Annotated in this window: 18 protein-coding genes; 2 read left to right on the top strand and 16 right to left on the bottom strand. The window is 66.7% G+C overall.

The genetic code is table 11. The features are described 5' to 3' along the window. Positions 1-143 precede the first annotated feature (143 nt). Positions 144-314 carry a CsbD family protein gene (locus ACWV8V_RS07540; protein WP_019184192.1) on the top strand — a complete coding sequence of 57 codons (171 nt, stop codon included), beginning with the start codon at positions 144-146 and terminating at the stop codon, positions 312-314. A gap of 68 nt (positions 315-382) precedes the next feature. Here ACWV8V_RS07540 and ACWV8V_RS07545 read toward each other — a convergent pair whose 3' ends face one another. The 15 genes from ACWV8V_RS07545 to ACWV8V_RS07615 form a co-directional block, all read right to left on the bottom strand. Next, entirely contained in the window at positions 383-3,289 is a 2,907-nt protein-coding gene (locus ACWV8V_RS07545; protein ID WP_455899362.1) for a TonB-dependent receptor domain-containing protein, read from the bottom strand. Between the two features lie 245 nt (positions 3,290-3,534). Beyond that, positions 3,535-5,904, bottom strand: coding sequence for a beta-L-arabinofuranosidase domain-containing protein (locus ACWV8V_RS07550; RefSeq protein ID WP_455899363.1), 2,370 nt, complete (start codon positions 5,902-5,904; stop codon positions 3,535-3,537). An 11-nt stretch (positions 5,905-5,915) separates the two neighbouring features. Next, positions 5,916-8,273, bottom strand: a complete 2,358-nt coding sequence (locus tag ACWV8V_RS07555; RefSeq protein ID WP_455899364.1) for a Tat pathway signal protein — start codon at positions 8,271-8,273, stop codon at positions 5,916-5,918. Between the two features lie 138 nt (positions 8,274-8,411). Continuing rightward, the gene (locus ACWV8V_RS07560; protein WP_455899365.1) at positions 8,412-10,022 is read right to left on the bottom strand and encodes a DUF5597 domain-containing protein; all 1,611 of its coding nucleotides are present in this window, start codon (positions 10,020-10,022) and stop codon (positions 8,412-8,414) included. After that, positions 10,019-12,334: a DPP IV N-terminal domain-containing protein gene (locus ACWV8V_RS07565; protein WP_455899366.1), complete on the bottom strand. Its 2,316-nt coding sequence runs from the start codon at positions 12,332-12,334 to the stop codon at positions 10,019-10,021. Before ACWV8V_RS07565 ends, ACWV8V_RS07560 begins: the two co-directional genes overlap by 4 nt. Beyond that, on the bottom strand, positions 12,324-13,895 hold the full coding sequence (locus tag ACWV8V_RS07570; protein ID WP_259259681.1) for an APC family permease: 1,572 nt from the start codon (positions 13,893-13,895) through the stop codon (positions 12,324-12,326). Before ACWV8V_RS07570 ends, ACWV8V_RS07565 begins: the two co-directional genes overlap by 11 nt. An 82-nt stretch (positions 13,896-13,977) precedes the next feature. Next, the gene (locus ACWV8V_RS07575; protein WP_455899367.1) at positions 13,978-15,783 is read right to left on the bottom strand and encodes a DUF885 domain-containing protein; all 1,806 of its coding nucleotides are present in this window, start codon (positions 15,781-15,783) and stop codon (positions 13,978-13,980) included. Then, positions 15,780-17,624, bottom strand: coding sequence for a DUF885 domain-containing protein (locus ACWV8V_RS07580; RefSeq protein WP_455899368.1), 1,845 nt, complete (start codon positions 17,622-17,624; stop codon positions 15,780-15,782). Before ACWV8V_RS07580 ends, ACWV8V_RS07575 begins: the two co-directional genes overlap by 4 nt. 36 nt (positions 17,625-17,660) lie before the next feature. Next, positions 17,661-18,863, bottom strand: a complete 1,203-nt coding sequence (locus tag ACWV8V_RS07585; RefSeq protein WP_455899369.1) for a M24 family metallopeptidase — start codon at positions 18,861-18,863, stop codon at positions 17,661-17,663. Beyond that, positions 18,860-20,452 carry an aldehyde dehydrogenase family protein gene (locus ACWV8V_RS07590; protein WP_455899370.1) on the bottom strand — a complete coding sequence of 531 codons (1,593 nt, stop codon included), beginning with the start codon at positions 20,450-20,452 and terminating at the stop codon, positions 18,860-18,862. The genes ACWV8V_RS07585 and ACWV8V_RS07590 overlap by 4 nt, the downstream gene beginning before the upstream one ends. A 1-nt stretch (position 20,453) precedes the next feature. After that, on the bottom strand, positions 20,454-21,356 hold the full coding sequence (locus tag ACWV8V_RS07595) for a dihydrodipicolinate synthase family protein (RefSeq protein WP_259259676.1): 903 nt from the start codon (positions 21,354-21,356) through the stop codon (positions 20,454-20,456). Beyond that, positions 21,353-22,663 (bottom strand): FAD-dependent oxidoreductase, encoded by a 1,311-nt coding sequence (locus ACWV8V_RS07600; protein ID WP_455899371.1) that lies wholly within the window; start codon positions 22,661-22,663, stop codon positions 21,353-21,355. Before ACWV8V_RS07600 ends, ACWV8V_RS07595 begins: the two co-directional genes overlap by 4 nt. Then, entirely contained in the window at positions 22,656-22,901 is a 246-nt protein-coding gene (locus ACWV8V_RS07605; protein WP_259259673.1) for a (2Fe-2S)-binding protein, read from the bottom strand. Before ACWV8V_RS07605 ends, ACWV8V_RS07600 begins: the two co-directional genes overlap by 8 nt. Further along, positions 22,898-24,010: an NAD(P)/FAD-dependent oxidoreductase gene (locus tag ACWV8V_RS07610; RefSeq protein ID WP_259259671.1), complete on the bottom strand. Its 1,113-nt coding sequence runs from the start codon at positions 24,008-24,010 to the stop codon at positions 22,898-22,900. The genes ACWV8V_RS07605 and ACWV8V_RS07610 overlap by 4 nt, the downstream gene beginning before the upstream one ends. Continuing rightward, positions 24,007-24,963 (bottom strand): proline racemase family protein, encoded by a 957-nt coding sequence (locus tag ACWV8V_RS07615; protein ID WP_259259669.1) that lies wholly within the window; start codon positions 24,961-24,963, stop codon positions 24,007-24,009. The genes ACWV8V_RS07610 and ACWV8V_RS07615 overlap by 4 nt, the downstream gene beginning before the upstream one ends. 142 nt (positions 24,964-25,105) lie before the next feature. Between ACWV8V_RS07615 and ACWV8V_RS07620 the strand changes: the two genes are divergently transcribed. After that, positions 25,106-25,822 (top strand): helix-turn-helix domain-containing protein, encoded by a 717-nt coding sequence (locus ACWV8V_RS07620; protein WP_455899622.1) that lies wholly within the window; start codon positions 25,106-25,108, stop codon positions 25,820-25,822. Positions 25,823-25,938: 116 nt separating this feature from the next. Here ACWV8V_RS07620 and ACWV8V_RS07625 read toward each other — a convergent pair whose 3' ends face one another. Next, positions 25,939-26,319 carry a hypothetical protein gene (locus ACWV8V_RS07625; RefSeq protein ID WP_259259668.1) on the bottom strand — a complete coding sequence of 127 codons (381 nt, stop codon included), beginning with the start codon at positions 26,317-26,319 and terminating at the stop codon, positions 25,939-25,941. Between the last annotated feature and the right edge of the window lie 69 nt (positions 26,320-26,388).

Consider the following 26,388-nt stretch of genomic DNA (forward strand, 5'->3'; position numbering starts at 1 on the left):
GGGTTGCTGCGATGAACGCAAGGCAGACCAGTGACGAGGAATGACATCGCCTGCACTGGAACTTCACCGGCACGACACCGCGACTCCCGCAGTGTGGCGTTGCCCAGCACGGGCACTCTCTTCCCAACTATGTGGAGTCAACCATGGACAAGAATCGCACTGAAGGCGCCAAGAACCAGGTCAAGGGCACCGTGAAGGAAGTCGTGGGTAAAGTCACTGGCGACAAGACCAAGGAAGTGGAAGGCAAGATCCAGAAGGGCGTCGGTGAAGTTCAAAGCGACGTGGGCAAGGCGCGCGACGACGCTCGCCGTTGAGGTTTGATCCCGCGGCTCTCTGACCCGTTCAGGGCAGAGAGCAGCAGGAAGGAAATCAACTCCGCTGCCTAGAACTTGACCGACATGCGGGCCCAGTAGAACCGGCCGAGCACATCGTAGGTGGCGACGTCTGTATTGCCGTTGCCGCCATTGTTGGCGTAGTAAAGCGGCGCCTGCTTGTTGGTCAGGTTGTCGACGCCGAGCTCGAAGCTGGTGTGCCACTGTGCGACGGTGTAGCCCATCTGCACGTTGTGATACACGAACGACCCGATCCTTCGGACCACACCGGCCTCATCGGTATCGGCCGACAGGCCCTGGTCCAGGTCGCTGCTGCCGATCCGGGTCTTGCCGACGTAACGTGCCCGCCAGGCAGCACTCCAGTCGCCCTGCGCCCAGTTCAGCGTTCCCAGCGCACGCCAGCGCGGGAAGTTGCCGTACGCATAGGTGTACATGCCGCCATTGCGGATGGTCACCGTGCTGGGGTCGGTGGTGTCAGGCAGCACGTCGTAACGCTCCAGGTAAGTGCCGTTGAGCCCTGCCGAGAAGGTGCCCCAGCGGGTGACCGGCAACCGGTAGGTCGTGTTGAAGTCCACTCCGCGGGTGGCCAGCGTACCCAGGTTGACGGTGGGTTCGGCCACGTAGTTGATGGTGCCGTTGCCGTTGCGGTGGATCAGCGCGCAGAACGCGCTCGCCGGGTTGGCATAACACTGGTTCAGCACCGTCTGCGCCGATACGCCGGTGATGGTGTCCTCCAGATCGATGCGCCACCAGTCGGCACTGATCGACAGCCCCTCCAGCCAGCGCGGATCGTAAACGAAGCCCACGTCATACGACTTGCCGGTTTCCGGCTTGAGCTGGTAGCCCGCGACCTCGGCACCGGACGCCTTGCCCGAAATCTGGCCATCGGCCTGGTGGTAGCTGCCGTTGGTGGGCACGTTGGCGCAGGCCACGTCGTTGCCACCGGTGTAGCCATTGCACGGATCATTGACCGTTGGCGCATCGCCCACCACGCCCGAGTACAGCTCATTGATGTTCGGTGCACGGAAAACCTGCGAGACGGTGCCGCGCAGCAACAGGTCCTGGATCGGACGGTACTCGATGGACACCTTGCTGTTGGTCTTGCTGCCCACCGAGCTGTAATCGGAGAACCGCGTGCCCAGGCTGAGGTTGAGCGATTGCACGCCCGGCAGATCCTTCAGCAGCGGGAACAACGCTTCGGCATACGCCTCTTTGACGTCGAAACGTCCGCTCAACTGCGAGGCGCAGAATTCGATCACGCCGCACAAGCCGTTCTCGTCACCCGTCCACAGCGCGTCGGCCTTGCTGGTGCTGGCTTCCTTGCGATACGACACACCGGCGGCCAATCCCACCGTGCCGGCCGGCAGCTGGAACAGATCCCCGTTGGCATTGGCTTCGAACTGCTTGACCGTATACACACTGGTCGCCACCGGGTTGACCACCATCGACTGCAGGGTGCCCAGGCTGGACGGGTCGTTGACATTGAAGATGTTGAGCGGCGTGCAACCGGCGATGACGCTGCCGGCGCTGCCGCACTTGACGGTGCCGTCGCTGTCCAGGAACGACGGACCGACCGCCTGGTTGAAGGCGGCGTAGTCCAGGAAGCCGTAGTTGGTCGAGGTCTGCTTGACCCGACCGTAGTTCAGGTTGACGTCCCACCGCCAGGAGCTGTCACCAAAGCCACCGCGAAGGCCGGGGCTGATCTGGACATTATCGGTCTTGTACTCGTAACGGCGATTGCCAAGCACCGTGACCCGCGTGTTGAGGTCGTTGTAGGACGTACCGGTGGTGCGATCGGTGCCGAAATTGACGCCAAACGGGTTGTAGTAGCTCTGTGCGGAGACCAGGAAGTTGTCGCCATTGGCGAAGATCGGGATCGGGGCGATTACCGAGGCCGATTCGGTTTTGCTGAACCAGGTATTGAGGTAGCCCTCAACGTTGTCGGTGAACCGGAACGTGCCCAGCGCAAAGGCGTTGGTGCGTTCCTGGGGCGTCTGCAGCAGGTTGTAGGGCTGATAGTTGTACGAGTCGTTGGCGGCGGTGTAGCAATGGAAGTCGCCCGGGTCCGTCGCGCCGGAGACGCCCCCGTTCAACGTCACCCGCGAACAGCCGTTGCTCGCCGCCAGCGCACGTGATGCGGCCGAGCCGTCGTTGAAGTTGATCGACCCGGTCGGTGTCGCGGACGAACCCTGTTTGACTGCCACGCCGCTGCTCAGGTACAGGGCATCCTTGGAATAGTCCCGATTCAGCGCGGAAACCGCGTCCAGGTTGTGATACGACACGCCAGCCACGATGCTGCCGCGATCCCAGGCCTTGCCACCGGTAAGCGAGAAGTTGCGGCGATTGCCGTCACGCTCACCACTGGTGCCGAAATCCGCGGTGAACTGTGCGCCCTCGAAGGTGTCGCGCAGGATGAAATTGACCACGCCACCGATGGCGTCTGAGCCATACACCGCCGATGCTCCATCGCTGAGCACCTCGATGCGCTCGATCATGGTGGCCGGGATCGCATTGACGTCGTTGTAGGCAAGGCGCACGCCGTTGACCAGCACGAGCGTGCGCTTGTCACCCAGCCCGCGCAGCGAGATGGTCGAGGCGCCGGTGCCGCCGCCGTTGTTGGTGTTGGGATTGGTCGAATTGCCTGCAATGGATGGCAGTTCCTGCAGCAGATCGCCGACCGTTGCCTTGCCGGTGGCCGCAATCTGCTGCTGGGTGACGGTCACCACCGGATTGGCGCTTTCGGTATCGACGCGGCGCAGGCGCGAGCCGGTGACGACGATGCTGTCCAGGGTCGTAGGTGCGCTGCCGGATGGGGCGGCCGTGTCCTGCGCAAGCACCGGCACAGCGGCCGCCAGCATCACGACGGTAGCGACCGCGGCCGCGAGTGGGCGGCGGACCGCCAAGGCGGATCGGGACAACGACAACGCATGCGGTGCGGGGGACGGATGGGGCGTCATGGCGGAGTTCCTCGGTCATGTGCAGGCCAGCGGTATCGAGGGGCAACAGTCCCCCGCACCGGCATGCGCCAGTGAATCGGTTCGATGGGGCTTGCGAGCTGGCGTTCCACGCCAGGGCGCACATGGGCAGACGGTGTTTGGGTGCCTACAACGTTTTCATCTCGCGGTCACAATGTGCCGGGTGGCTGGACCTGGCGTCTTGTCGCATTTATCGCGTCTGGATGCGGAATAAGGCATGGCGCACCTCACGCAGGCATCAGCCACCCACCGAACAACGGTCCGGCGGTGTCGCCGTGCTGGGGCTCGACGCGGAAGGTCAACGGCTGGCCCGTGCGGGTCAGTGCATGCGGCAGCGGGTAATCACGGTCGACGAAGTCGATCACCTGCCCGCGCTCCACCGCCACCTCGACCGCCAGCGCCCCATTGACAAGGATGTTGAAATGGCCCTTGTCGCTACCCCAGAAGCGCAACCGCAGGGCCAAGGGCTGTGTACTGCCCTTCATCACGAACGCCACGAATCCCTTGCCGCGTACATCGCGGCATTGCTGACGCCGGTAGGCCGCAGCGAACGAGGTGTCGCTGGCCAGTCGATGGTCTTTCTCCGAGGCCTCGTTGCCGAACTGGATCATGTCCACCGCACTGGCCTGAAGCTCAGCATGCTCGGCCTTGGCGCGATCCCGGCGCTGCGCTTCGTCCGCCCACTGGGTCGGGTCCATGCGCTTGAAGTACAGCGCACTGCGCCGGTCGTGCTGGGCATAGAACGGGGAAAACTCCAGCGCCCGCGGGCGGGTGGTACTGGCCAGAAAGCGGGTGGGCTCGCGCAGCGCGACAAAGCCGGACAACGGAGACACGTCCGCCACCAGGGCAGGATCCATCGCGTCGTACGGCGTTGCGGCCGGGCCCAGATCGGCGGCCAGTGCCAGTGGGCCGCGCATGACCACCACCGTGTCCGGGTCGCCTGCGGCGGGCTCCAGACGCAGCGGCATGTCCAGCGCCAATTCGACCACATCACCCGCCTTCCACCGCCGTTCCAGGGCGATGTACCCCTCCTTCGGCGTGGCCGACACTGTGCGCCCATTGAGCTTCAGCGCATGGTGCCCGTCGGCCCAGGCCGGGATACGCAGCATCAAACGCCGGGGGGCTTTGTCGTCAGCGCGGGTCACCTGCACGCGCACGTTGCCGGTGTGCGGAACGTCGCTGTCCAGCTCAAGGGCCAACCCGCCCTCCTTCCAGTCCAGCTGCGAGGGAATGTAGAGGTTCACGTACAGCGACTGCCCGTCGTGCCAGTAGATCGAGTCACCAAACTGCGCGTGCGCTTCCATGCCGCTGCCCACACAGCACCAGAAGGAATCGAACGTGTCGGAGAAACCCCGCTCGGCACCGGTGATCATCGGCGTCATGTAGGTGAACATGCCCGTCTGCGGATGCTGCGCCGCCATGGTGTGGTTGAGCAGCGTGCGTTCGTAGTAATCAAAGTAGCGCGCCTGTGGCGTCCACTGGTACAGATGCCGGGTCAGCTTGAGCATGTTGTAGCTGTTGCAGTGTTCGCAGGTCTGTTCGGTGAGGAAGGCGGCGATGGTGTCGGGCTGCTGGAAGTACTCGCGGTCGGCATTGCCGCCGATCACGTAGCTGTAGTGGCCGGTGACCGTCTCCCAGAAGAATCGTGCCGCCGCAGCGCTGTCTGCGTCACCGGTGACCTCGAACTGACGTGCCTCGCCGATGAACTTGGGCACCTGGGTATTGGCGTGGTGATGCGGAAGATCGTCCTTGCCGGCGATGGCCGGATCGACGATTCCTTCGTGCCGAAGGCGCTTGCCGATCGCGATCCAGCGCGGATTGCCGGTGCGCGCGCCAAGCTCGATGTAGGATTCGTTGAGCCCGCCGAATTCGGTGGCCAGCAGCGACTGCATCTGCGCGTGGTCGAGCGCGTCGAACACGCCGGCGAGGTACGCCGCCAACGGCTCCAGCACCTGCAGTGCCTGGGGGGTGTCGGCCAGCGCATCGGCGTCCAGCAGCCCGGCGAACAGCTTGTGCACGGTGTACAGCGGCGACCAGCTGCCGTTGATGTTGAACTTGCTGCCATTCACCGCGCCCGCGCGCACACGTTCGAACACGCTCTTGCCGCCGACGATCTCGCCCGCATCGGTTTTGCGGGTCAACCCGCCGACATAGCCGTCCGGATCCTGCGCCTGGGCCCGCGCCAGCTCGGCCACGATGTACTCGATGCGTTGCTTGACCTGGGCGTCCCCGGTCTGCGCATACAGCTTGGACAGCGCGCTGAGGTAATGGCCCAGCGTGTGCCCGGCGATGGTGTCGCCTTCCCAGCCACCATACACGTCGCCTTTCGGCGGCAGCCCCGCGTACTGAAGGAAGTTGTGCAGCAGCCGATCCGGTTCCAGTTCAAACAGATAGCGGCGGTTGACCAGCAGTGAGTCCAGGAAGATCGATGGCGTGAGCCGGACCGCCTGCAAGGGCAGCGCGGTGACCGTGCCTGCGACCGATGCTGCCACCTCCAGTGGAAAACGCAGCATGCCGGCGGCGGCGGCCAGCGCGCTCCATTGCAGGAAGCGGCGACGCGACGGATCAATCGTGGTGTCAGGATGGAAGGCGGGCATGGGCGGCGTCCTCAGTCGTAGTGGGCCTGCACCACGACCGTGGCACCGGCAGCGAACGGAATCTGCACGCGGTCGTGCTGGGGCCCAGCCGTCTTCGCCGGTCGTCCGTCCACCGTCACCTCACGCAGCTGCGTCCCGGTCGGCGCGCGCAGTGTGAGCCAGATGGCATTGGGCCGCATGGCGGGCAGCGTGAGTTCGGCGTCGATGCGGCGCTGTCCGGTATCGGCCCGCAGGCGCAGTCCGGCCCTGCCCCACGGGGTCGGCGCCTCCTGCAGTTCGATCGGCTTGCCGGTCGCCAGCCAGTCCCGCGGCACCGCGCGGGCCAGATACAGGTCCTGGTCCTGGTCGAACACCAGCATCCAGCGCAGCAGCAGCGGCACGGTCATCTGCGCCGGCATGCAGAACAGCGGCATCCCGCCGGTGATGCCGGCCACCTCGCCTGCCGTCCAGCTGCCACGGGTATGCGCCTGGTAACGGTGCGCATACAGGAACAACAGGTACTCCTCGATCCGGTCCAGGCGGAGCAGCTGCTGCGCGTGCCCATAGGAGATGAACCCGAGGATGTCGCGCCCTTCCGGGCTCGGTTTCCAGATATTGGAGACGATGCCCAGTGTGGTGCCACCGTGGCCGCGCAGGCAGTCGATCACCAGGTGGGCAATCTCCGGTGGCAACACATCGGCCTGCAGCAGCTCGGCGTAGGCGCGATGCGACCATAGCTGCTCGCTCTTGCTGGGGTCCTCCTGTGACATCGCCTGGCGGAAGGTTTCAGTGGTGCCCGGCAGCGGCCCGAGATACGGGGGCCGAAGGTCATGGCGGATATCGGCGCGGATGCTCTGCAGCAGCCGCGTGCGCAATTGCCGGGCGTGCTGGCGCCACTGGCGGCTGGCCCCTTGGCCGCCCGCGATGGTCGGCCATACGGCGGCGATGTCTTCCCAACCACGGATGGTCAGCGCACTGTTGCCGAAGTACGGTTTCCACCACAACGTGGGATCGGGATACAGACAGGCATCGGACTCGCTCCAGCCATGGATCAGCCCGTGCCCGCGGTCGCTGCGTGGCAACGCCAGGCTGACATCATGCAGTTCCACCAGCAGCGCAGCGGTCGCCTCGATCTTGCCCTGGTGGCTGCGCAGCAGTGCGACATCGCCGGTGTAGCGCAGATAGCGCGCCAGCAGGGACAGGGTCAGCCCGAACTGGCCGATTTCCGGCCCGCGCATGTTCACCAGCCCATCGGCCTGGGTGTACTCGCTCAGGTAGTTGTCCAGCACCGCCCTGGCCTGGTCGAACCGTCCCCATTCCAGGTTGGCGTACAGCGAGCTGGTGAACGTGTCCTGGAAGCCGTCGTACTCGTTGCCGACGTAATCCCGATCAACCGCACCGTACTTCGGATACACGCCGCCCGGGCGCACCACCAGCTCACGCGCGAACGCGAACCGTGCCAGGTCCGACCAGCTGGCATCGGGCAGCTGCGCGATACTGGCCTGGGCCAGCTGTGCCTGCCAGCTCGCGGCGAAGTCGATCACACCGCGATAGAAATCTTCGACGCTGGCGCCAGTGCGACGCGGCGGGAAATCGGGGTAGCTGTAGCCGACCACCGTGCGTACCGCCTTGCCCTGCTCCACCAGCACCGTGCGGTGCCAGGTCTGCACGATGAAGCGGTCCTGCGCGTTCACATCGGCGAACACCAGCACGTCGTACCAGCGCCCCTCCCCGGCAGGGACCACCTTGTGCACCGCCGGCATCCAGCCACCGAGCAGGCCTTCGACCCGGTGCGCGACGTTGTCTGCATCGGCAAGCGCCGGGAAAGACTGCACCGCGCGATAGGTGCGGCTGCGCCCATCCGGGTAGATCTGCATGGTGTCGTTGGCCTGCACCGTGCCCACGAAGGTAGTCCACGGCAGGCGACCGTTGTGATCCTTGGGGTCCAGCCGGGAAGCCGGAGGCGGTGCAACGTCACGCACCGCCTGTTCGCTCGGGTCGCCATCGCCCAGCAGCGCGTCGGCCAGCAGGTCGGCCTCGGCCATCGCCAGTTTCGCCAGCGGAATGCCGAGGTAGGGGGGCGTGTCGCTGCCCCACACGTCCTCGGTCCGTTTGCCAAGCTCGAGCAGGCCGTCCGCGCAGACCAGGACCAGCGCGCCCTGTGGCGTGCGCAGATCCTCAAGCGCGGTCCACGCCACGCCACGGTGCTGGAAGCTGGCCAGCGCGGTGAAGCCGGTGAGATCGACCGATGTCGCGGGCTGCAGCACGGGCCGGGCAAGGGGCGCCGACACCGTACCGCGCGCGTCGGCAGCGCCGCTGCTCAACGCAGGAAGAAAACCGACGGCAGCGGTTGCCGCCATGCCCTGACGCAGGAAACGTCTGCGATCCATGTTGCCTGTGCCTTGCGATGACCAGCCTTCATGCTGCGCGGCGCAGGTCCCGGCGTCTTGTCGCGCACCCCTGCCTTCGATGCGGTTTTCCGCATAGACCGCCCTGCGCCAGCGCGGCGTGGCGATCACGGTCACACGTCAGTACGTGCCGACCGTGACCCGCAGCACCGGTGGCGAATCGCGCACGAAATTGAGCCCGTAGTCGGTCTGGTCACCGTTGAGCAATCGCTCGAACCGCCACTGGCCGTCCACGTAGCGCCCCTGCTCCACCCGCAGCAGTTGCCCGTGCTGCGCATCGTCCGCCACGCGCACGAACTCCGCACGGGCGGAAAAGCCGGTCAGCAGGAACTGGTCAGCCGCCGTCTGCACCACCAGCAGGCGGCCGCCGTGGTCGGGGTTGCCGGGCAGGATGGGATCGGCATCCCCCCAGTACGGTGCGCCGTAGGAGACCTGCACGTCCCAGTCGCCGAAGTGCAGGGTGCGCCGGGGCTGGCCGGGCTGTTCGGCCACGGCCTGCAGGCGGCCCTCGAACGCGGCCTTGGCGAGCATCCGCTGGAGCGGTGCCAACTGTCCGAAATTGGCTGCATGCGCAGCGGTCGCCGCCTGCTTTTCGGGCGAGTCCAGGCCATCCATGCCAAACACCGAAAACCCGAGACCGCCCTGCCCCAGCACATGGAACAGATACGGCGCGGTGGCTGGCTCGAAGCCGGTCTCGGAGACCCATGCCGGGTTGTCCGGACGGGCGTACTGGCCGATCACCTTGGTGTATTCGTTGTAATCGCTGGTGTAGATGTCGGTGCCGATGAAATCGATCGACGGGGTGGCCGCACGCCACAGGTCGAAGACATTGACCGTTGCCCCGCCGGAGGGATAGTCCACGCCCGGGAACTTCTTGCCCTTGTAGCGCAGCCAGGTATTGACGTACATCGGCATGGCGTAGGCGCGTTTGCCGGCCGCGGCCACCTGTTCGATGTAGTGCGCGGTGCCATAGGCATTGAACGCTTCGTCGGCCTCCGGCCCGAACACCTGCCGCCACGTGCCGGGGGGCTTGCCCAGCCGGGTGGTGATCGCCACCGGTACCGGCTGCGCGAAGGCCGCATTGGCCGCCGCGCCATGGTCGCGCACCGCGCCCACGGTGCCGGGCTCGTTCTCCACCTGCACCAGGATCACCGTATGGCGTTGGCCATCAACCTTGCGCAGGTGCCGCATCAGTGCCGTGAATGCACGTGCGTCGGCCTCCACATTGGCGGCGGCGTACGGCGACAGCACATCCACCGGCTGGCCGCGCTCATCCAGCACACGTGGGTAGGTGCCGGCATCGCGCTTGATCCACTCCGGCACATAGTGCATCTGCCCGTTCTTCCAGCTGCCGAACCACAGCAGCGCCACACGCAGGTTGCGCTTGCGGGCCTGCTCGATCAGCGCGTCCACGTTGGTGGTGTCGTACTGGCCCGGCATGGGCTCGAACTGCTCCCAGTACACCGGCGCCTCCACCGTGTTGGCATTCAGTGCCACCACCTGGTCCAGTGCACCTGGCAGCACCGCCGGCCACGCACTGGAATTGTGCAGCTGCGCGGCCAGCACGGTATAGGGTGCCCCATCCACGAACAGCGCGTGGCGGCCGTTCCCGGTCACGAAGCGCGGCATCTGCTCTGCTGCCCAGGCGGTCGTGGACAGGCCGGCCAATGTCATGATCGCCGCAGCAACCACGCGGCGCAGCGGCAGCCGGGTCAGGAAGGCGATCCTCATTGCTGTTGCGCCGCGCGCGAATTCCAGTGCGGCGTCGGCGCCTTCATCAGGTGGCGGACGAAGAAGTCGAACTGGCGACGGGTCACGTACTCGATGGGACCGGTGGAGCGGCCGACCGAATGCTCGCCCCCCGGCACGTTCAGCAGATCAAAGTCCTTGCCTGCCTGGATCAGGGCGTCCACCACCTGTGCGGTCGAGGCGGGATCGACGTTGCTGTCCTGCTCGCCCACGACCAGCAGCAGGTCGCCGCGAAGTCCGGCTGCGTTGACCACACCGGAGGCGCGCGCGTAATGCTCATCCACCGGCCAGCCCATCCACTGCTCATTCCAGCTGATCTTGTCCATGCGGTTGTCGAAGCAGCCCGCCATCGCCACGCCCACGGTGTACAGCTCCGGGTGCAGCTCAAGCGCGCCCAGCGTGCTCTGGCCGCCGGCGGAGGCCCCGTAGATACCGACACCGCGGCTGATGTCGTACGACGGATCGCGGGCGGCCATCGCCTTGTGCCAGGCGATGCGGTCCGGGAAGCCGGAATCGCCCAGGTTTTTCCAGGCCACGTCATGGAAGGCCTTGGAGCGATGGGCGGTACCCATGCCGTCGATCTGCACGACGATGAAGCCCAGATCGGCCAGCGCCTGCATGCCGATCTGCTTGTCGCCGCCGGAGTGATACCCGAACGGCCAGAAGGTCTTCGGCACGAACGCATCGTGCGGACCGGCGTAGATGTTCTCGATCACCGGGTAGCGCTTGCCCGGGTCGTAGTCCCGCGGCCGCACCACCATCCCCCAGATGCCGGTCCTGCCGTCGCGGCCCTTCGCCACGACGCTCTCCGGGGGCTTCCAGCCGGCGGCCAGCAGCCGCGAAATGTCGCCACGCGCAAGTTCGCGCAGCCGCGTGCCGTCGATGCTGCGCAGTTCGGCGATGGGGGCCATGTCCGGGCGCGAGTACACATCGATGTAGAACCGGCCATCATCGGAGATCGCGATGTCGTGGTCGGCCGGCGCATCGGTCAGGCGGGTCAGGCCCTTGCCATCGAAATCCACCCGGAACAGATGCCGCTGGTAGGGATCCCTGCCTTCATCCATGCCGCTGGCCGTGAACCAGATCCGTCGCTGTGCATCGTCCACGCGCAGCACGTCGCGCACCACCCACGCACCGCGGGTGATCTGCTTGAGCACCTTACCGCTGGTCCCGTCCACCCGATACAGGTGCCGCCAGCCATCGCGTTCGGAGATCCACAGAATTTCCTTGCCCAGCCCACCCACATCATGGGCGTAGGTGCGATCGGCATACACGAAGGTCTTCGCCGTTTCCTCCACCGCCGCATGCGCGCGGCCGCTGGCCGCATCCACGGCCACCATGCGCACCGCCTGGAAGCCGCGCTGCACGTACTGCAGGCTGAAACTGCTGCTGTCGCTGCGCCACTGGATCGGCGAGAGCTCGTAGGGGTTGGCCAGCAGTGGGGTATCGATGTCCTTGCGGGTGCCATCCACGTCGAACAGCACCGGCTGCTCGATGTCGACCGGATCGCCCGGCTTGGGATACAGCTGCGTCTGCAGCAGCGGCTGCAGCTGCCCGCGGGGTGACGTTTCAACCCGGTTGACCAGCCGGGCCAACCCCGGCTTCACCCGATACACCGCCAGATGCTGCGAATCCGGCGACCAGGCCAGCGTCTCCGGATCGTAGAACGCATCGCTGCGGCCATCACGCGTCAGTCGCTTCACACCGCCATCGGCGATGGATCGCAGCACCACATCGAAGCCTTCGGCGTAGGCCTCCCACTTGCCATCCGGGGAGCGACGCGGCGCGTTGTCGGCCGCGATGCGCAGGTCGCGCACCACGCCAAACCCGCGAGGCCGCCCGGGTGTGGCGACTGGCGCACAGACGTAGTCACGCAGCGTGCAACGCCAGGGCGTGTAGTCGCTGTCCTGGTAGAAGCGGATCGCACCGTTCGGGTCGTTGCCTTCGGCCACATAGTCGAACCGCGAGAACGGCAGCTTCAGGGCGGTCTGGGGCTGCCGGCTTGCCTGGGAGAGCCCCTGCGCCAGCCGTGCGGCATCAAATGCCGGCTGCAGTGCATCGCTGCCCGGTGTGCCAAGCACGAACGCAAAGCCCCCCTCCACCGTGTGCCGGTAATAGAAGTGACCGTCGCTGCGCCACTGCGCCGGGAACGCCACGTCGCGGGTCAGCCCGCTCCATGCCTCGCGCAGACCCAGTGATCGCTCGTAGTCGGCGACGCCTGGCGCGGCAGTGGCCGAAGCAGCCACCCACGCGATGCAGGCCAGAGCGATCCGTGCCTGCCACTTACTCACCATCGTCTTGCTCCAGTTTGAGTTCCGCGCTGCTCAGACCGCTGCGCGCGCCCCAGTGATAGATGAAAAATGCAATCACCGCCACACAGGCGGTATCCCACGGGTGCGCGATCACACCGATGCCCCCGAACGTGCCCAGCCACGACACGCCCATCACCAGAAGGAAGAACGCGATCAGCCAGGCCGAGCTGCGCACCTGGCGCACCACGCGTGCGCGCCGCTGCGGATTGAACAGCTGCGACACGACATAACCGACATAGATCACGACCTGCAGGCCAAGCAGCCACGAGACCGTGGTCCAGGTCGACCAGTAGACGATCAAGGCGGCGATCACGAACGACAGCGGCCCCAACACTGCCAGCCCTTTCACCCGGAACGGGCGCTCCAGGTCCGGCGCACTACGGCGCAGCGCCGCGACCGTGACCGGCGCGATGGCGTAGCTCAGCACCAGCGCCGCCGAGACCACCCCGATCAGCGTCTCCCACGAGGGGAACGGCAGTGTCCAGAACACCGACAGCGCAAAGCTCAGCCACAGTGCCGGGCGCGGAATGCCCGACTTTGCATCCACCCGGGTCAGGATGGAGAGGAAGCCGCTGCTGCGTGCCCACCCGTACACCACGCGCGGCGTGGCATTCATGTAGATGTTGCCGGTGCCGCTGGGCGACACCACTGCGTCGGCCACCACCAGCGTCGCCAGCCAGCCCATGCCCAGGGCGAGCGCGATATCGCGATAGGGCAGCGAGAACACCTTGTCCATTCCGGCCCAGCCGTTGGCCAGCACATCGCCGGGCACCGCGCCGAGGAAGGACACCTGCAGCAGCACATAGATCACCGTGGACAGCGCCACCGAGAGGATCAGCGCGATGGGGATCGTGCGCTGTGGATTACGCACCTCGCTGGCCACCGACACGATCGGGGTCAGCCCCAGGTAGGCGAAGATGATGCCACCGGCGGAGATCGCCGCCTCCACGCCCGCCATGCCGGAGGGGGCAAAGCCCTGGCTGGTCAGGTTGTCCGGATTGAAGTGCGCAAGCAGCAGCACGATCACCAGCAGCGGCACCAGGAACTTGAACACGCTGATGATGTTGTTGGCCCGCGCGAACGTCTTGACGCTGAAGTAGTTCAGCAGGAAGAACAGCACCAGCAGCCCGAACTGCAACAGCCAGCCCAGCAACGTGGGATGGCTGCTGCCGGGCTGGCTCAGCGAGGGAAACCACGCGGCGGCGTACTGTCGGCAGGCTTCCACCTCGATCGCGATCAGGCTGGAGAACGCGATCAACGTGATGAAGCCGGTCAGCCAGCCCAGCAGCGTGCCATGCGAGTACTCCGGGTAGCGCACCACGCCGCCGGCCCTGGGCAGCGCTGCGCCCAGTTCGCAATACACCAGGCCGAGCAGGAACACCGCGATGCCGCCGATGATCCACGACAGGATGCCGGCCGGCCCGGCGATGGAAGACACATGACTGGCGGCGAACAACCAGCCTGAGCCGAAGATCGAGCCCAGGCCGATGAAGGTCAGATCGGTCAGGCTGAGGCGTTTGTGGAACTTTCCTGCTGAAGCCATGAGCGTGCTCCGGTGAAACGTTGCGGGCCGTTACCGTTGCGGCAGCAGCGCCGCAACGTGCAGGCGAAGAAGGTTCGGTGCGTCAGCGCGGGCCATCCGCCCATGGCGACGTGCCGCCCTCGGCGATGAAGCGGTCGATGCGCGCCTCCAGCACCGGCAGCGGCACCGACCCGAGCGACAGCACCGCATCATGGAAGTGGCGGATGTCGAACCGCTCGCCCAGCGCGGCCTCGGCCTTCCGGCGCAGCGTGAGGATCTCCAGCTCACCGAGGTAGTACGACAACGCCTGGCCCGGCCAGGCGATGTAGCGGTCGACCTCGGTGGTGATTTCATGCTCGCTCAGCGCCGCGTTGTCGCGCAGGTAGGCCAGCGCCTGTTCGCGGCTCCAGCCCTGGCTGTGCACGCCGGTGTCGATCACCAGCCGCGCTGCACGCCACATCTGGTAGGTCAGGTAGCCGAAGCGCTCGTAGGGCGTGGTGTACATGCCCATCTCCTGACCAAGGTATTCGCAGTACAGTGCCCAGCCCTCTCCATAGGCGGAGATGTAGGTGTAACGACGGAAGTCGGGCAGGCCCGTGTCTTCGGCCGCCAGCGACATCTGCAGCGAGTGGCCGGGCGAGGATTCGTGCAGGGTCAGTGCCGGCAGCACGTACAGCGGCCGCGACGGCAGGTTGTAGGTATTGAGCCAATAGGTATCCAGCCCGCCGCGCCCACCGGTGTAGAACGGTGCCAGATCATCGGGTACCGGCTTGATGGTGAAGCGCTGGCGCGGCACACGACCGAAGTAGCGACCGAGATTGCCGTCCATGGTCTTGGCGATCCAGGCGGCGTGGTTCAGCAGTTCCTGCGGCGTTTTGGCATAGAACTGCGGATCGGTCCGCAGGAAGGTCAGGAAATCGGCGAAGCTGCCCTTGTACCCCACCTCGTCCATCACCTGCTGCATCTCCGCGCGCAGCCGCGCCACTTCATCCAGGCCGATCTGGTGGATCTGCGCAGGCGACATGTCGCGGGTGACGAATTCGCGGATCTGCGCGCGGTAATACGCTTTTCCATCCGGCAGCGCTTCGCCGGCCAGCGTGGTACGAGCCTTGGGCACATACTCCTCGCGCATGAAGCGCAGCAGCGCGTTGTACGCCGGGATCACGCTGCCGGAGATCGCCGCCAGCGCCTGCTGCCGTAGCTGGGCCTGTTGCGCGGGCGGAATGCTGGCCGGCATCTGCTTGAACGGGGTGTAGAACAGATTCGCCTCGCCCGTGGCCTGCGCCACATCGGCGATCGACTGGTCACGGCCGGTGAGCGTCACCCGCGGTTGACTGAAGCCACGCGCCAGGCCGGCGCGCATGTTGGCGGTCTGGTCGTTGAAGTAGCGCGGGATGTCGGCCAGCTGTGCCAGATAGCGGCGATAGTCATCGGCGCTATGGAAGGTGCCGCGCGCGGTGAACCCCAGATTGGTCCAGAACGCGGTATCGCTGTTGAACGGCATTTCCCAGGCACGGTAGCGCTGCTGGTCCAGCAGCACCTCGATCTGCTGCCGGTAGACCTGGTAGTTCTCCTGGTCCACCGCCGGCAGCTGCGCCTGCGGAACCGTATCCAGTTCCTTCAATACCTGCTGCCAGTACGCGGTGCGCATGTCCTGCGTCGCCGGGTCGACCTTGGGCAGGTGGTCTGCCGGCCGCCCTCCACCGTTCTCGTCATCGCCCCCGGCCTGTTGTTGCGCGCGCCAGCTCCATTCGCGCGTGTACAGCGCCTTGAAGCGTGCCGCAGCGTCATTGGCGGTCGCGGTGCCAGCGGTGGCACCCGCGCCTGCGGCGTCGGCAGACGGGGTCATCAGGCCGGTCGCGCTGATGCCCAACAGCAGGGCAAGCGACAGAGGGGAACGCAGGTTCATCGGGTCTCCTTGGCGGTGGCGTCGGCGCTGCGCACCGGTGCGGCCTGGGCCTGGGCGATCCAGGCCTCGATACGGGCGTCGAGCAGGTCCAGCGGCATCGCGCCGCCGCCCAGCACCGCGTCGTGGAACGCGCGGATGTCGAACCGGTCACCCAGCGCCTGCTCTGCACGGGCGCGCAGGGCGAGGATGTCGAGCTGGCCGATCTTGTAGCCCAGTGCCTGCCCCGGCCAGACGATGTAGCGGTCGGTCTCGGCCTGGATGCTGGGCTCATCGTCGGAGGGATGGGCGTGGAAGAAGTCCACCATCTGCTGGCGGGTCCAGCGCTTGTAGTGCACGCCGGTGTCCAGCACCAGGCGGTTGGCACGCAGCAGCTCGCCAGCCAGGTGGCCGTACCGGCTGTAGGGATCCTTGAAGAAGCCGACCTCGCCGGCCAGCTGTTCGGCATACAACGCCCAGCCTTCGATGAAGGCGTTGTAGCCGGCCTGCTGGCGGAACGGCGGCAGCGGCAATGTCTGCGACAACGAAATCTGCAGGTGATGCCCCGGTACACCCTCGTGATACGCCGTGGTTTCGATGTTGACCAGCGTGCGTTCGGTCGCATCGTTGGCGTTGACCATCACGATCGCCGGCTTGGTGCCCTGCGGATTGCTCTGCCAGTACTCGGCACCGGGCGCTTCGCGACGGAAGGCCGGCATTCCCTGTACCTCCAGCGGCGTCTTGGGCAGGTTGCCGAACAATTTGGGAAGCTCCGGCTCCATGTCGGCGATGTAGCCGCGATACAACGTCAGGATCTGGTCGCCGGAGGTGGCGAAGTGGCGCTTGTCGGTGGCCACCGCCTTGCGGAAGCTGGCCAGGTCCGGGTAGCCCTGCCCGATGGCAATCCGGGTCATCTCGCCTTCGATCCGCGCGACTTCCGCCAGACCGATCTGATGGATCTCCTCGGGCGATTTGTCCGTGGTGGTCTGGGTATGCACGGCGAACAGATAGCGCTTGTCGCCGTCAGGCAGCGACCAGAGGCCTTCGTGCTCCCGCCCTTTCGCCGCGTACTCGTCCTTCACGAAGGCCGCCAGACGGGTGTAGGCCGGGCGCACCTGCCCGTCAATGGCAGCCATCAGCTGGGTGCGGATGGCCTCGCGCTGCGCCGGGTCGGCCACGGCCGCGTCCAGTTTCTTCAACGGCGAGGCGAACGCACTGTCGGCACCGGCTGGTGCAGCGATGCTGGCGATCTGCGCGGGCAGCCTGTCGAGCAGATAGCGTGGCTGCACCAGGCCATCCTTCGCACCCTGCCGCGAGACCTCGATGATCTGGTCCAGCAGGGCCGGAACGGCATTGAGCCGCGCGATGTAGTCCTGGTAGTCCTTGGCGTTCTCGAACGGGAAGGCATCGCCCATCCCGGCCAATCCCAGCTGGATGCCACCGACCGGCTCCAGCGGCATCTCATGTGTTTTCAGATCGATCGTGGTCAGCTTGTCTCGCAGCTGCCGCTGCATCATCTGCAGGCTCAGCTGCCGCTGCTCATCCAGTGCCGTGGCATCGACCGCATCGAAGCGCGCCAGCAGCCCGGCCGTTGCCGCGCGATCTGCAGCAACAGCGCTCAGGCTGTAATCGGTCCAGCGGTCGTTGTAGCGCTTGTCGCCGATGATGCTGGCGAACTCCGGGCTGTGCGCCAGCTGATACTGCCACTGCTCATCCAGCAGCGCATCGAAGGCCTTCGCCGAAGGGGCGATGGCATCGGCGCCGGCCGGTTTTTCAACGTTCGCCGGCGGGGCGGTGGACGGTTGGCAGGCAGTGGCCAGCGCGGCAGCCAGCAGACCGATGGCGAGAGGACGGAACAGGGCCATGCATCAACTCCAGTAGCAGCGATCACGAAAGAGGCATCAGGCGAACGGGCGATCGATGGCCGGCGACGGTGGGGTGAACCACTGCGCGCCCTGCGCGGTCACGAAAAAGTGGTCCTCGAGCCGGACACCGAATGCACCCGGCACCACGATCATCGGTTCATTGCTGCAGCACATGCCGGGCTGCAGAACGGTGTCATTGCCGCGCACCAGGTACGGCGCCTCATGGATGGCGAGGCCGCAGCCGTGGCCGGTACGATGCGGCAGGCCCGGCAAGCGATAGTCCGGGCCGAGCCCGGCCGCCTCCAGCACTGCGCGGGCGGCAGCATCGACCGACGCGCAGGTCACCCCGGGACGCACCGCCGCGAAGGCAGCCGCCTGCGCTGCATGCTCCAGCGCCCAGATGCGGCGCTGCGCATCATCGGGGGTGCCGAAGATCCACGTGCGCGTGATGTCGGAGTGGTACCCCTGCACCGTGCAACCGGTATCGATCAGCACCAGCTGGCCCTCGGCCAGATGCTGAACACCCGGGATGCCGTGCGGAAATGCGGTGGCATGGCCGAACTGCACGATGCAGAACGTGGACCCGTTGTCGGCGCCCAGCGCACGGTGTGCCTGGTCGATGAAGCGCACGAGTTCGTCCGTACCGATCCCTTCACGAGCGATGCCGGCGGCAAGGCGATGCACCTGCAGGGTCATGTCGCAGGCCTGCTGCATCAGCGCCAGCTCGGCCGGCGACTTGCACATGCGGCAACCGTCGATGATCGCGGTGGCATCGCCGATCACCGCCGCAGGCAGGTGCCTGGCCAGGCCCGTATGCACGCCGAAGGCAATGCCCGGATCCAGCGCCAACGTGCGCGCACCGCGCTCGGCCATCACTGCGGCAACCAGTGCATACGGATCGTCGTGTTCCTCCCACAGCCGCTTCCTGGCCGGGAGCTTCAGCACGGCATCCAGCGAGCCTTCCTCGAATACCGGGCACACCAGCAGCGGCTCCCCGCTGAGCGTCAGCAGCAGGCCCACCAGGCGCTCGGTTGCGCCCCACGGCACGCCGCTGAAGTAACGCAGCGACGTGCCCGCGCCGACCAGCAGCGCATCCACGCCCTGCGCCTGCATCAGCGCCCGCGCATGCGCGATACGCGCCTGATACTCGTCCGCAGCGATGGCCGGCGCACGATCCTCCCAGGGCTTGAGCTGGGCCTGTGCCTGGGCCAGGCTGAGCCCACCGATCTGCCCGCTCATGCCGCGCTCCCCGCATCCGCCGTGGTGCCAACGCCATCGATGTTGCGTTGCACGCCGCCGGGATTGCGGTCGCGCAGTTCCACCGGCAGCAAGGGATCGGGTACCGCGTCGTAGCTGTGCAGCGCCGCGAAACGGTGGATCGCACCCGGCATGCCCACCGAGGTGAAACCGGGGTGGCCGGTGCTCGGGAACGGTCCACCGTGGTTCTGCGCCGCGCTCACCGCTACGCCGGTCGGCATCTTCGAATTGATCAGGCGGCCCACCCGCGCGCGCAGCGCCGGAGCAATCCGCTGCCACGCCGCGTCGTCGCTGCCATCGGCCGCGCGGTACAGCGTGCCGGTCAGGTTGCCCTCGAACGCCGCAGCGACCTGCGCCATCGCCTCAGTATCCGCGACCCGCACCAGCAGACTGACCGGACCGAAGGCTTCGGTCTGCAGTACCTGCGGCTGGGCGATGAACGCCTCGGCATCCACGCTCAGCAGCGTCGGCACATACCGATAGCCGCCCTCGCCGGCCGCACCGCCGGCCAGCAGTTGCGCACCGGCCCCGCGCAGCGTCGCCACCCCGTGGGCCAGATGGTCCAGGCCGCCCTGGGAGAACAACACCATCGGCGCGGCCGCAGCGAAGTGCGACGTGGCGGCGGCAACGAAGGCATCGCCATCGGAACCGTGCGGCACCACCACCACGCCCGGGTTGGTGCAGAACTGACCACTGCCCAGCGTGCAGGATGCAAAGAACTCCTGCGCGAGGGCCTCGCCGCGTTCGGCCAGCACGCCCGGCAGCATGAAGACCGGATTGACGCTGGAGAGTTCAGCGTAGAACGGCACACCGGCTGCATCGGCGGCAGCTTTCAGCGCCAGGCCACCGCCACGGCTGCCGGTGAAGCCGATCGCCCCCAGCCGCGCGTCGCCGGCCAGCGCCAGGCCCAGCGGATTGTCGAACTGATACAGCAGTTGCACCGCCGCCGCCGGCAGCCCGGCCTGTACCAACGCGGTGTGGGCAAGCTGCGCCATGCGCTGGCTGGTGGCCGGGTGCAGCGGATGGGCTTTGGCGATCACCGGATTGCGGGCTGCGATCGCCGAGGCGAAATCGCTGCCCGCGATCGCGTTGAACGCGAACGGGAAATTGTTGGGGCCGAACACCAGCACCGGCTTGGACAGGGGCGCAAGGTGCGAGCGCAGTCCCGCAGCGGTGTCGATCACCGGCTGGGTCCAGCTGAAGCTGCGCACGGCCACTGCGGCCTGGCGCAGCTGGCCGGTGGTGCGCGGCAGCTCGTTGCCGCGCAGACGCGTGGGGGCCGGCAACGCGGTTTCGGCGTGGGCCAGTGCCACCAGCGTGTCCGCATCGGCATCCAGCGCGTCGGCGTAAGCCTCCAGGAAGGCCGCGACGCGCGAGACGGGTGCGGCGGCCAGCTCGGCCGCCACCGCACTGGCCGCCGCGACCGCGGTCTCGATGTCGGCCGCACCGCTGACGGGGAATGCGGGTCCGATGTGCTCGCCGGTGGTGGGATCCGCCGCGCGGAAGCTTCCCTGCAGCGACAGGCTCGGTTGCCAGCGTCCCGCCAGCAGAAGCGGTTCGACATGCGTCATATCAGGCCTTCTTGGTTGCAATGGCGTGGTCGATGATGGCCAGTGCGTCCGCACGTTCGGCGCCTTCGACCACCAGACGCGGGGCGCGCACGGTTTCGCTGCCCAGCCCGACCTTGGCCTGGACCAGTTTGATCAGCTGGACGAACTTGGGCACGGTATCCAGGCGCAGCAGCGGCAGGAACCAGTTGTACAGCTCCGCAGAAGCGGCGTACCCGCCATCACGGGCCAGCTCGAACAGCTGCACCGACTCCACCGGATAGGCGTTCACCAGGCCCGCAATCCAGCCTTCGGCGCCCATCGCCAAGCCTTCCACGATCGCATCGTCCATGCCGACCAGCAGCACCAGGCGGTCGCCCAGCAGTTCCTTGATCGCCGCGAAGCGGCGGATCTCACCCGAGGATTCCTTGACGGCCTGCAGGTTGGCGAACTCACCGGCCAGCTGCGCGATCTGGGCCGGCAGGATGTCGGTGCGGTAGGCCACCGGGTTGTTGTAGAGGATGCACGGCAGATCGGTGGCACCCAACACGGCGCGCGCATGCGCGGCAGCCTCGTGCCAATCGGACGTGTACACATATACCGGCAGCACCATCAGGCCACCTGCACCGGCGGCCTTGACCGCCTGCGCCAGCTTGACCGCTTCCTCGGTGGACAGCGCGGCGATGCCCGGCACCACCGGCACGCGGTCGCCGACCGCCTTCACCAGGGTGGCGACGATGGCCACCTTCTCATCAAAGCTCAGCGTCGCCGCTTCGCCCAGCGAGCCCAGCGGCACGATGGCGGTGGAACCAGCATCGACCAGCTGCACCGCGTGCTTGGCCAGGAACGCGTGATCGACGCTGCCGTCGGCATGGAACGGGGTGGTGATGGCGGGCAGGACGCCCTTCCAGAAAGAGGCATTGCTCATGGATGTATCCCTTGCGAGTCGTCGGTGAAGGAGTCGGCCAGCGCCGCGAGGCGGACCGGGAACAAGGGCGGCCGGCGGCCGCCATCGGTGGAACGTTCGGCATCGCCCAGGCCGAGTTCGGCCAGTGCGGTGCCGCAGATACGGCCTTGGCAGGCGCCCATGCCACAGCGCGAGGCGAGCTTGGCGTCGCGCGGGTCGGTGAAACCACGCAACGCGCGCAGTGGCACGTCTTCGCAACGGCAGATCAGAGTGTCGTCCTGCGCCAGGGCGTGGACGCGCGGATCCAGCGCAAAGGTGCGCTGGAGTTCGGTGGCGAACGCGCGCACCTGGCGGCGCCGCGACTGCAGCGCCTGTGCGGCATCGGTGCCCCCGGCCGCCATGCAGCCGGCGATGGCGCCTTCGACCAGCGCGCTGTCGCGCCCGCCGATGCCCAGCGCTTCACCTGCCGCGAAGACATTGGCCACGCTGCTGCGCAGCAGCGCATCGACCGCCACCTGCGGGTGCGCACCGCTGCGTTCCAGACGGCAGCCGAGCAGCTCAGCCAGTTCAGTGTTCGGCACCAGACCGTAGCCGACCGCGAGCTGATCGCACGCGATATGGTGGCGGCCGCGCGGACCCTCGATCTCGATTTCGCGCAGCTGCGTGTCGCCATACGCACCCACCACCACGCTCCCGGCGTGGTAGCCGATGCCGGCCAGCTGCACCTGCAGCGCAGCGGCCTGCAAGGCCTTGCTCGGCCAGCGCGGCAGCCGCAGTGCGAAGCCGGCCAACGCGCGCCGCGAGGCCTGCTCATGAATCCCCAGCACGCGTGCACCGTGGCGACGCAGTGTTGCCGCGCTGGCCAACAGCAAGGGGCCACTGCCGGCCACCACCACGCGCCGGCCCGCCAGGGGCCAGCCCTGCTTGGCCAGCGCCTGCGCGCCCCCCGCACCCGTCACACCGGGCAGCGTCCAGCCGGGGAATGGCAACAGCAACTCGCGCGCGCCGGTGGCCAGCACCAGGCTACCGTAGTGCAGTTCGCGGGCACCGGCAGGGCTGTCGGCCAGCAGCCAGCCCGATTGGGCCATCGTCACCTGGGTCTGGGCGAGCCACTCGACCTGGCCGGCACCGAGGATGTCCAGCGCGCGTCGCGCCATCGGCGGCGCACCATGGGCCACATCGTGACGCCAGACCTGGCCACCGGCGCGCGGCTGCGCATCCACGATGCCCACACGCACGCCATGCGCGGCCGCGGCACGGGCAGCGGCCAGCCCGGCTGGACCGGCGCCCACCACCAGCACGTCGTAATGCCGCACGGACTCAGCCATCGGTACGTACCTGCATGCCTTCGCGCGCCGGGGTCATGCAGGCGCGCAGCTGGGCAATCCCATCAATGCGCACCCGGCACTCAAAACACACGCCCATGCCGCACAACGGCGCGCGCGGCTCCCCGCCGCGCGACGTCCGGAAGGCGCCACCGGCGAGCGCGATCGCCACCGCCACCGTTGCCCCTTCAGGCACGTGGACGGGCGTTGCGTTGACCGACAGACACACGCGCGAGCTCATGCGGCCACTCCGGTGATCGCGCGGTCCGGCAGATAGGGGGCCGGGTCGATCGCCGGCGTGCGGCCCAGCACGCTGTCCACGATCAAACGCGCCGTGCCCAGTGCCGTGGTGACACCCAAGCCTTCATGGCCCGCTGCCACCCATACACTGCGCCGCCCCAGTACCGGCCCCACGTAAGGCCGCCCATCCGGCGTGGCCGGGCGCACTCCGGTCCAGATGCGGATCGCCTGCAGATCGCGCAGCACCGGCAGGAACGCAAAGGCCTGTCCCAGCATCTGCCGCAACAGCGGCAACGACACGTCACGATCGGACACGTTGAATTGGCGAGAGGAGCCGATCAGGATCTGTCCGGTGGGCCGCGGCTGCACGTTGAAGGCAACGCTGGTGTCCGCATCGCCATGTGCCGAATCCGCATAGTCCAAGGCCAGCAGCTGGTGATGGACCAGGCCCGGGTAGCGGTCGGTGATGACCAGCTGACCCTTGCGTGGACGCATCGGCAGCTCCGGCAACAGCTGTGGCAGATCCACGCCGCTTGCCACCAGCACCGGACCGGACAGCGCTTCGCCATCATCCAGACGCACCCCGTGATCGAGCAGCCCGACCACGCGGCGCCCGACATACAGCTGCGCACCGTGTTGGCAGGCCTGGTCGACCAGATAACGCGCCATGCGGGGTGGATACACCACCGCCTCGCTGGCGACCCGCATGCCCCCGGCCAGGCCGGGCACCAGGTTCGGCTCGAACTGGTACAGCTGCGTGGCATCGACCAGTGCCGCATCGATGCCCGCCTGCGCCAACCGGGCGATCTTGGCCGGTACCGTCTCCAGCTCGCGTACGTTACGTGCCACCCACAAGGTGCCACAGCGGCTGAACTCGGCCTCTTTCAGGCGCGCATAGCGTTCCCACAGCCGCAGCGAGTAAGCCGACAGCGCCAACTCCGCCGGATCGTCATCCATCGCCACCAGATGCCCCATCGCCGCCGCCGTCGAGCCGCCACCGACCGGGCCCGGCTCGATCACCGCCACGCGCAGGCCTTCGGCCGCGGCGGCTTCCGCGCACGCTGCACCGACAATGCCGGCGCCGACGATGATCAGGTCGTAGGTGTTCATCCGTGCGCGCTGGCCTCGGCACCGATGCCCCAGGCGAACGGGTCGACCGGATCGATCAACAACTGGGCCCGGGCAGTGATGTGCGCGGTGCCGCTGATGCGCGGTGCGATGCCACGCCCACTCAACCGGTAGCTGCCTTCGAAGGCGCTGCCCAGAATGCCCTGCTGGATCCAGCGCGCCCCCTCGGCCAGCTTGCCGTCCGCCGCCAGACAGGCCAGCTTGGCGCTGGTACCGGTGCCACACGGCGAGCGGTCATAGGCCAGGCCCGGGCACAACACGAAATTGCGCGCCTGGCCGCTGCCATCCGGTGCGAGGCCATTCACCTCGACATGGTCAATCTCGCCACCGTCTGCACCGGTGATGCCCGCGGCCGCCAGCGCCTGGCGGATGGCCTCGGTATAGGCAGTGAGCTCGCGCTGGTTCGACAGCTCCAGTGCGCACGGAGACTGCTCGGTGATGTAGAACCAGTTGCCGCCCCAGGCGATGTCGCCGCGCACACGGCCATGGCCGGCCACCTCCACCTCGATCCCCGCGGCATGCCGGTAGCTTTCCACGTTGTCGACGGCGATGTTGCCGGCCGCGTCCAGGTCGACACCGACGTTACCGACCGGCGTCTCGATCAGGTGCTGTCCCGGTCCGATCCGCCCGAGCTCCAGCAACGTGCGGACCACCCCGATGGTGCCGTGGCCACACATGCCCAGATAGCCCACATTGTTGAAGAAGATCACCCCGACGCAGGCGCGCGGATCCCGCGGCGGCAGCAGCAGCGCGCCGACCATCGTGTCCGAGCCACGAGGCTCACAGGCGATCGCACTGCGCCAGTGGTCGAACTCGGTACGGAAGCGCTCGCGGCACTGCGCAAGGTCGCCCTCGCCCAGGTCGGGGAAGCCGGAAAGGACGACCCGGGTAGGCTCGCCGGCGGTGTGGGAGTCGATCACGTCGATGGTATGCATGGCAACGATGCTCCCATCCGGCCACCACCGCGACTAGCGTGGAATGGCGGTGGCAAATGCGGAAATCTGCACAATCGACGCCGCTTGCAGGCGCCCCGCTTTGCGCTAGGATCGGAGCCACATGCCCTCCAGCAGACCGCCAGTGGATTCGATGGACGTCAACCTTTCCGGCAAAGAAATGCAGTCTTTGTTCGATGAACTCCCTGAAGTGGTGTTCTTCATCAAGGACCAGGAGGGGCGTTACACACACTGCAACCTGACCCTGGTGCGACGCCTCGGCCGCAAGCAGCGCAGCGACGTGATCGGCAGAACCGCGCTTGAGCTGTTCCCGCTTCCCCTCGGTGGCAGCTACACCATTCAGGACCGTCGCGTGCTGTGCGGCGAAGTCATCGACAACCAACTGGAAGTGCATCTGTATCCCAACCGCATGCCGGGCTGGTGCCTGACGTTCAAATGTCCGTTGTGCCAGAACGACGAGGTGTCCGGTGTCATCGGTGTCTCACGCGATCTCGGCCAGCCCGACAACAAGCACTCGGCGTTCGAACGATTGAACAAGGTGCTGGAACACATGCAGAACCATTACGACGAACAGCTGCGCGTGCAGTCGCTGGCCAATCTCGCCGAGCTGTCCGTTGCACAGCTGGAGCGCCACTTCCGGCGCGTGTTCCAGGTGACGCCGCAGCAACTACTCACGAAACTGCGGATCGAAGCGGCGATGCGCCTGCTGCATGGCGATGAGAGCATCGCCAGCATCGGGCAGCAGTGCGGTTTTGCGGATCAAAGCGCATTTGCACGGCAGTTCAAGGCGACCGTGGGGATGTCGCCGCGGGATTATCGGGGGATCAAAGGCCAGTTGTAGGGTGTGCTGTTACGCGAGAAAGCGAATTGCATGCAAGCGACTTGATGGTGCATCTGCGCCATCAACTTGGGATGATTTGGCTGCATGCCGTTTTCACGCAGCATCATGAACGTCCATCAGCCAGAAACGCGAGCACGTTGCGGACATCGGTATCGAACAATCTCGCGGCCTGAGTCGCTAATGGAGGTCAGCCTGTTCCCGTCATCACTAAGCTTGAACTGTGCGGTTGCAAGCCATGTGTCGCCCTCACCCGATAGCTCGGCGATCAACGCCACCTCATTCTTTCCGTTTACCACGACAGCTTTGATCGGCCCATCGCTTTCCCAGTAGATGATTCGTTTGGCCCGAATGGTAATCGCCGTGTCATCGATCTCGCTGCCGCAATACGCAGGCCCTGCAGCCCATTCACCCTGAAATCGAACGGGCATGGAACCTGCAGGCTCGGCAGCAGCCACCGGCATTGAAACCATCAGCATCAATGTCAGCAGACGATGCATAGCCTTTTCCAGTAAATCCAACAATATTGAATGGCGGGACTATGGTGTGGCCATGCAGGCCGCACTCCC

The organism is Stenotrophomonas sp. Ker107b, assembly GCF_053847245.1.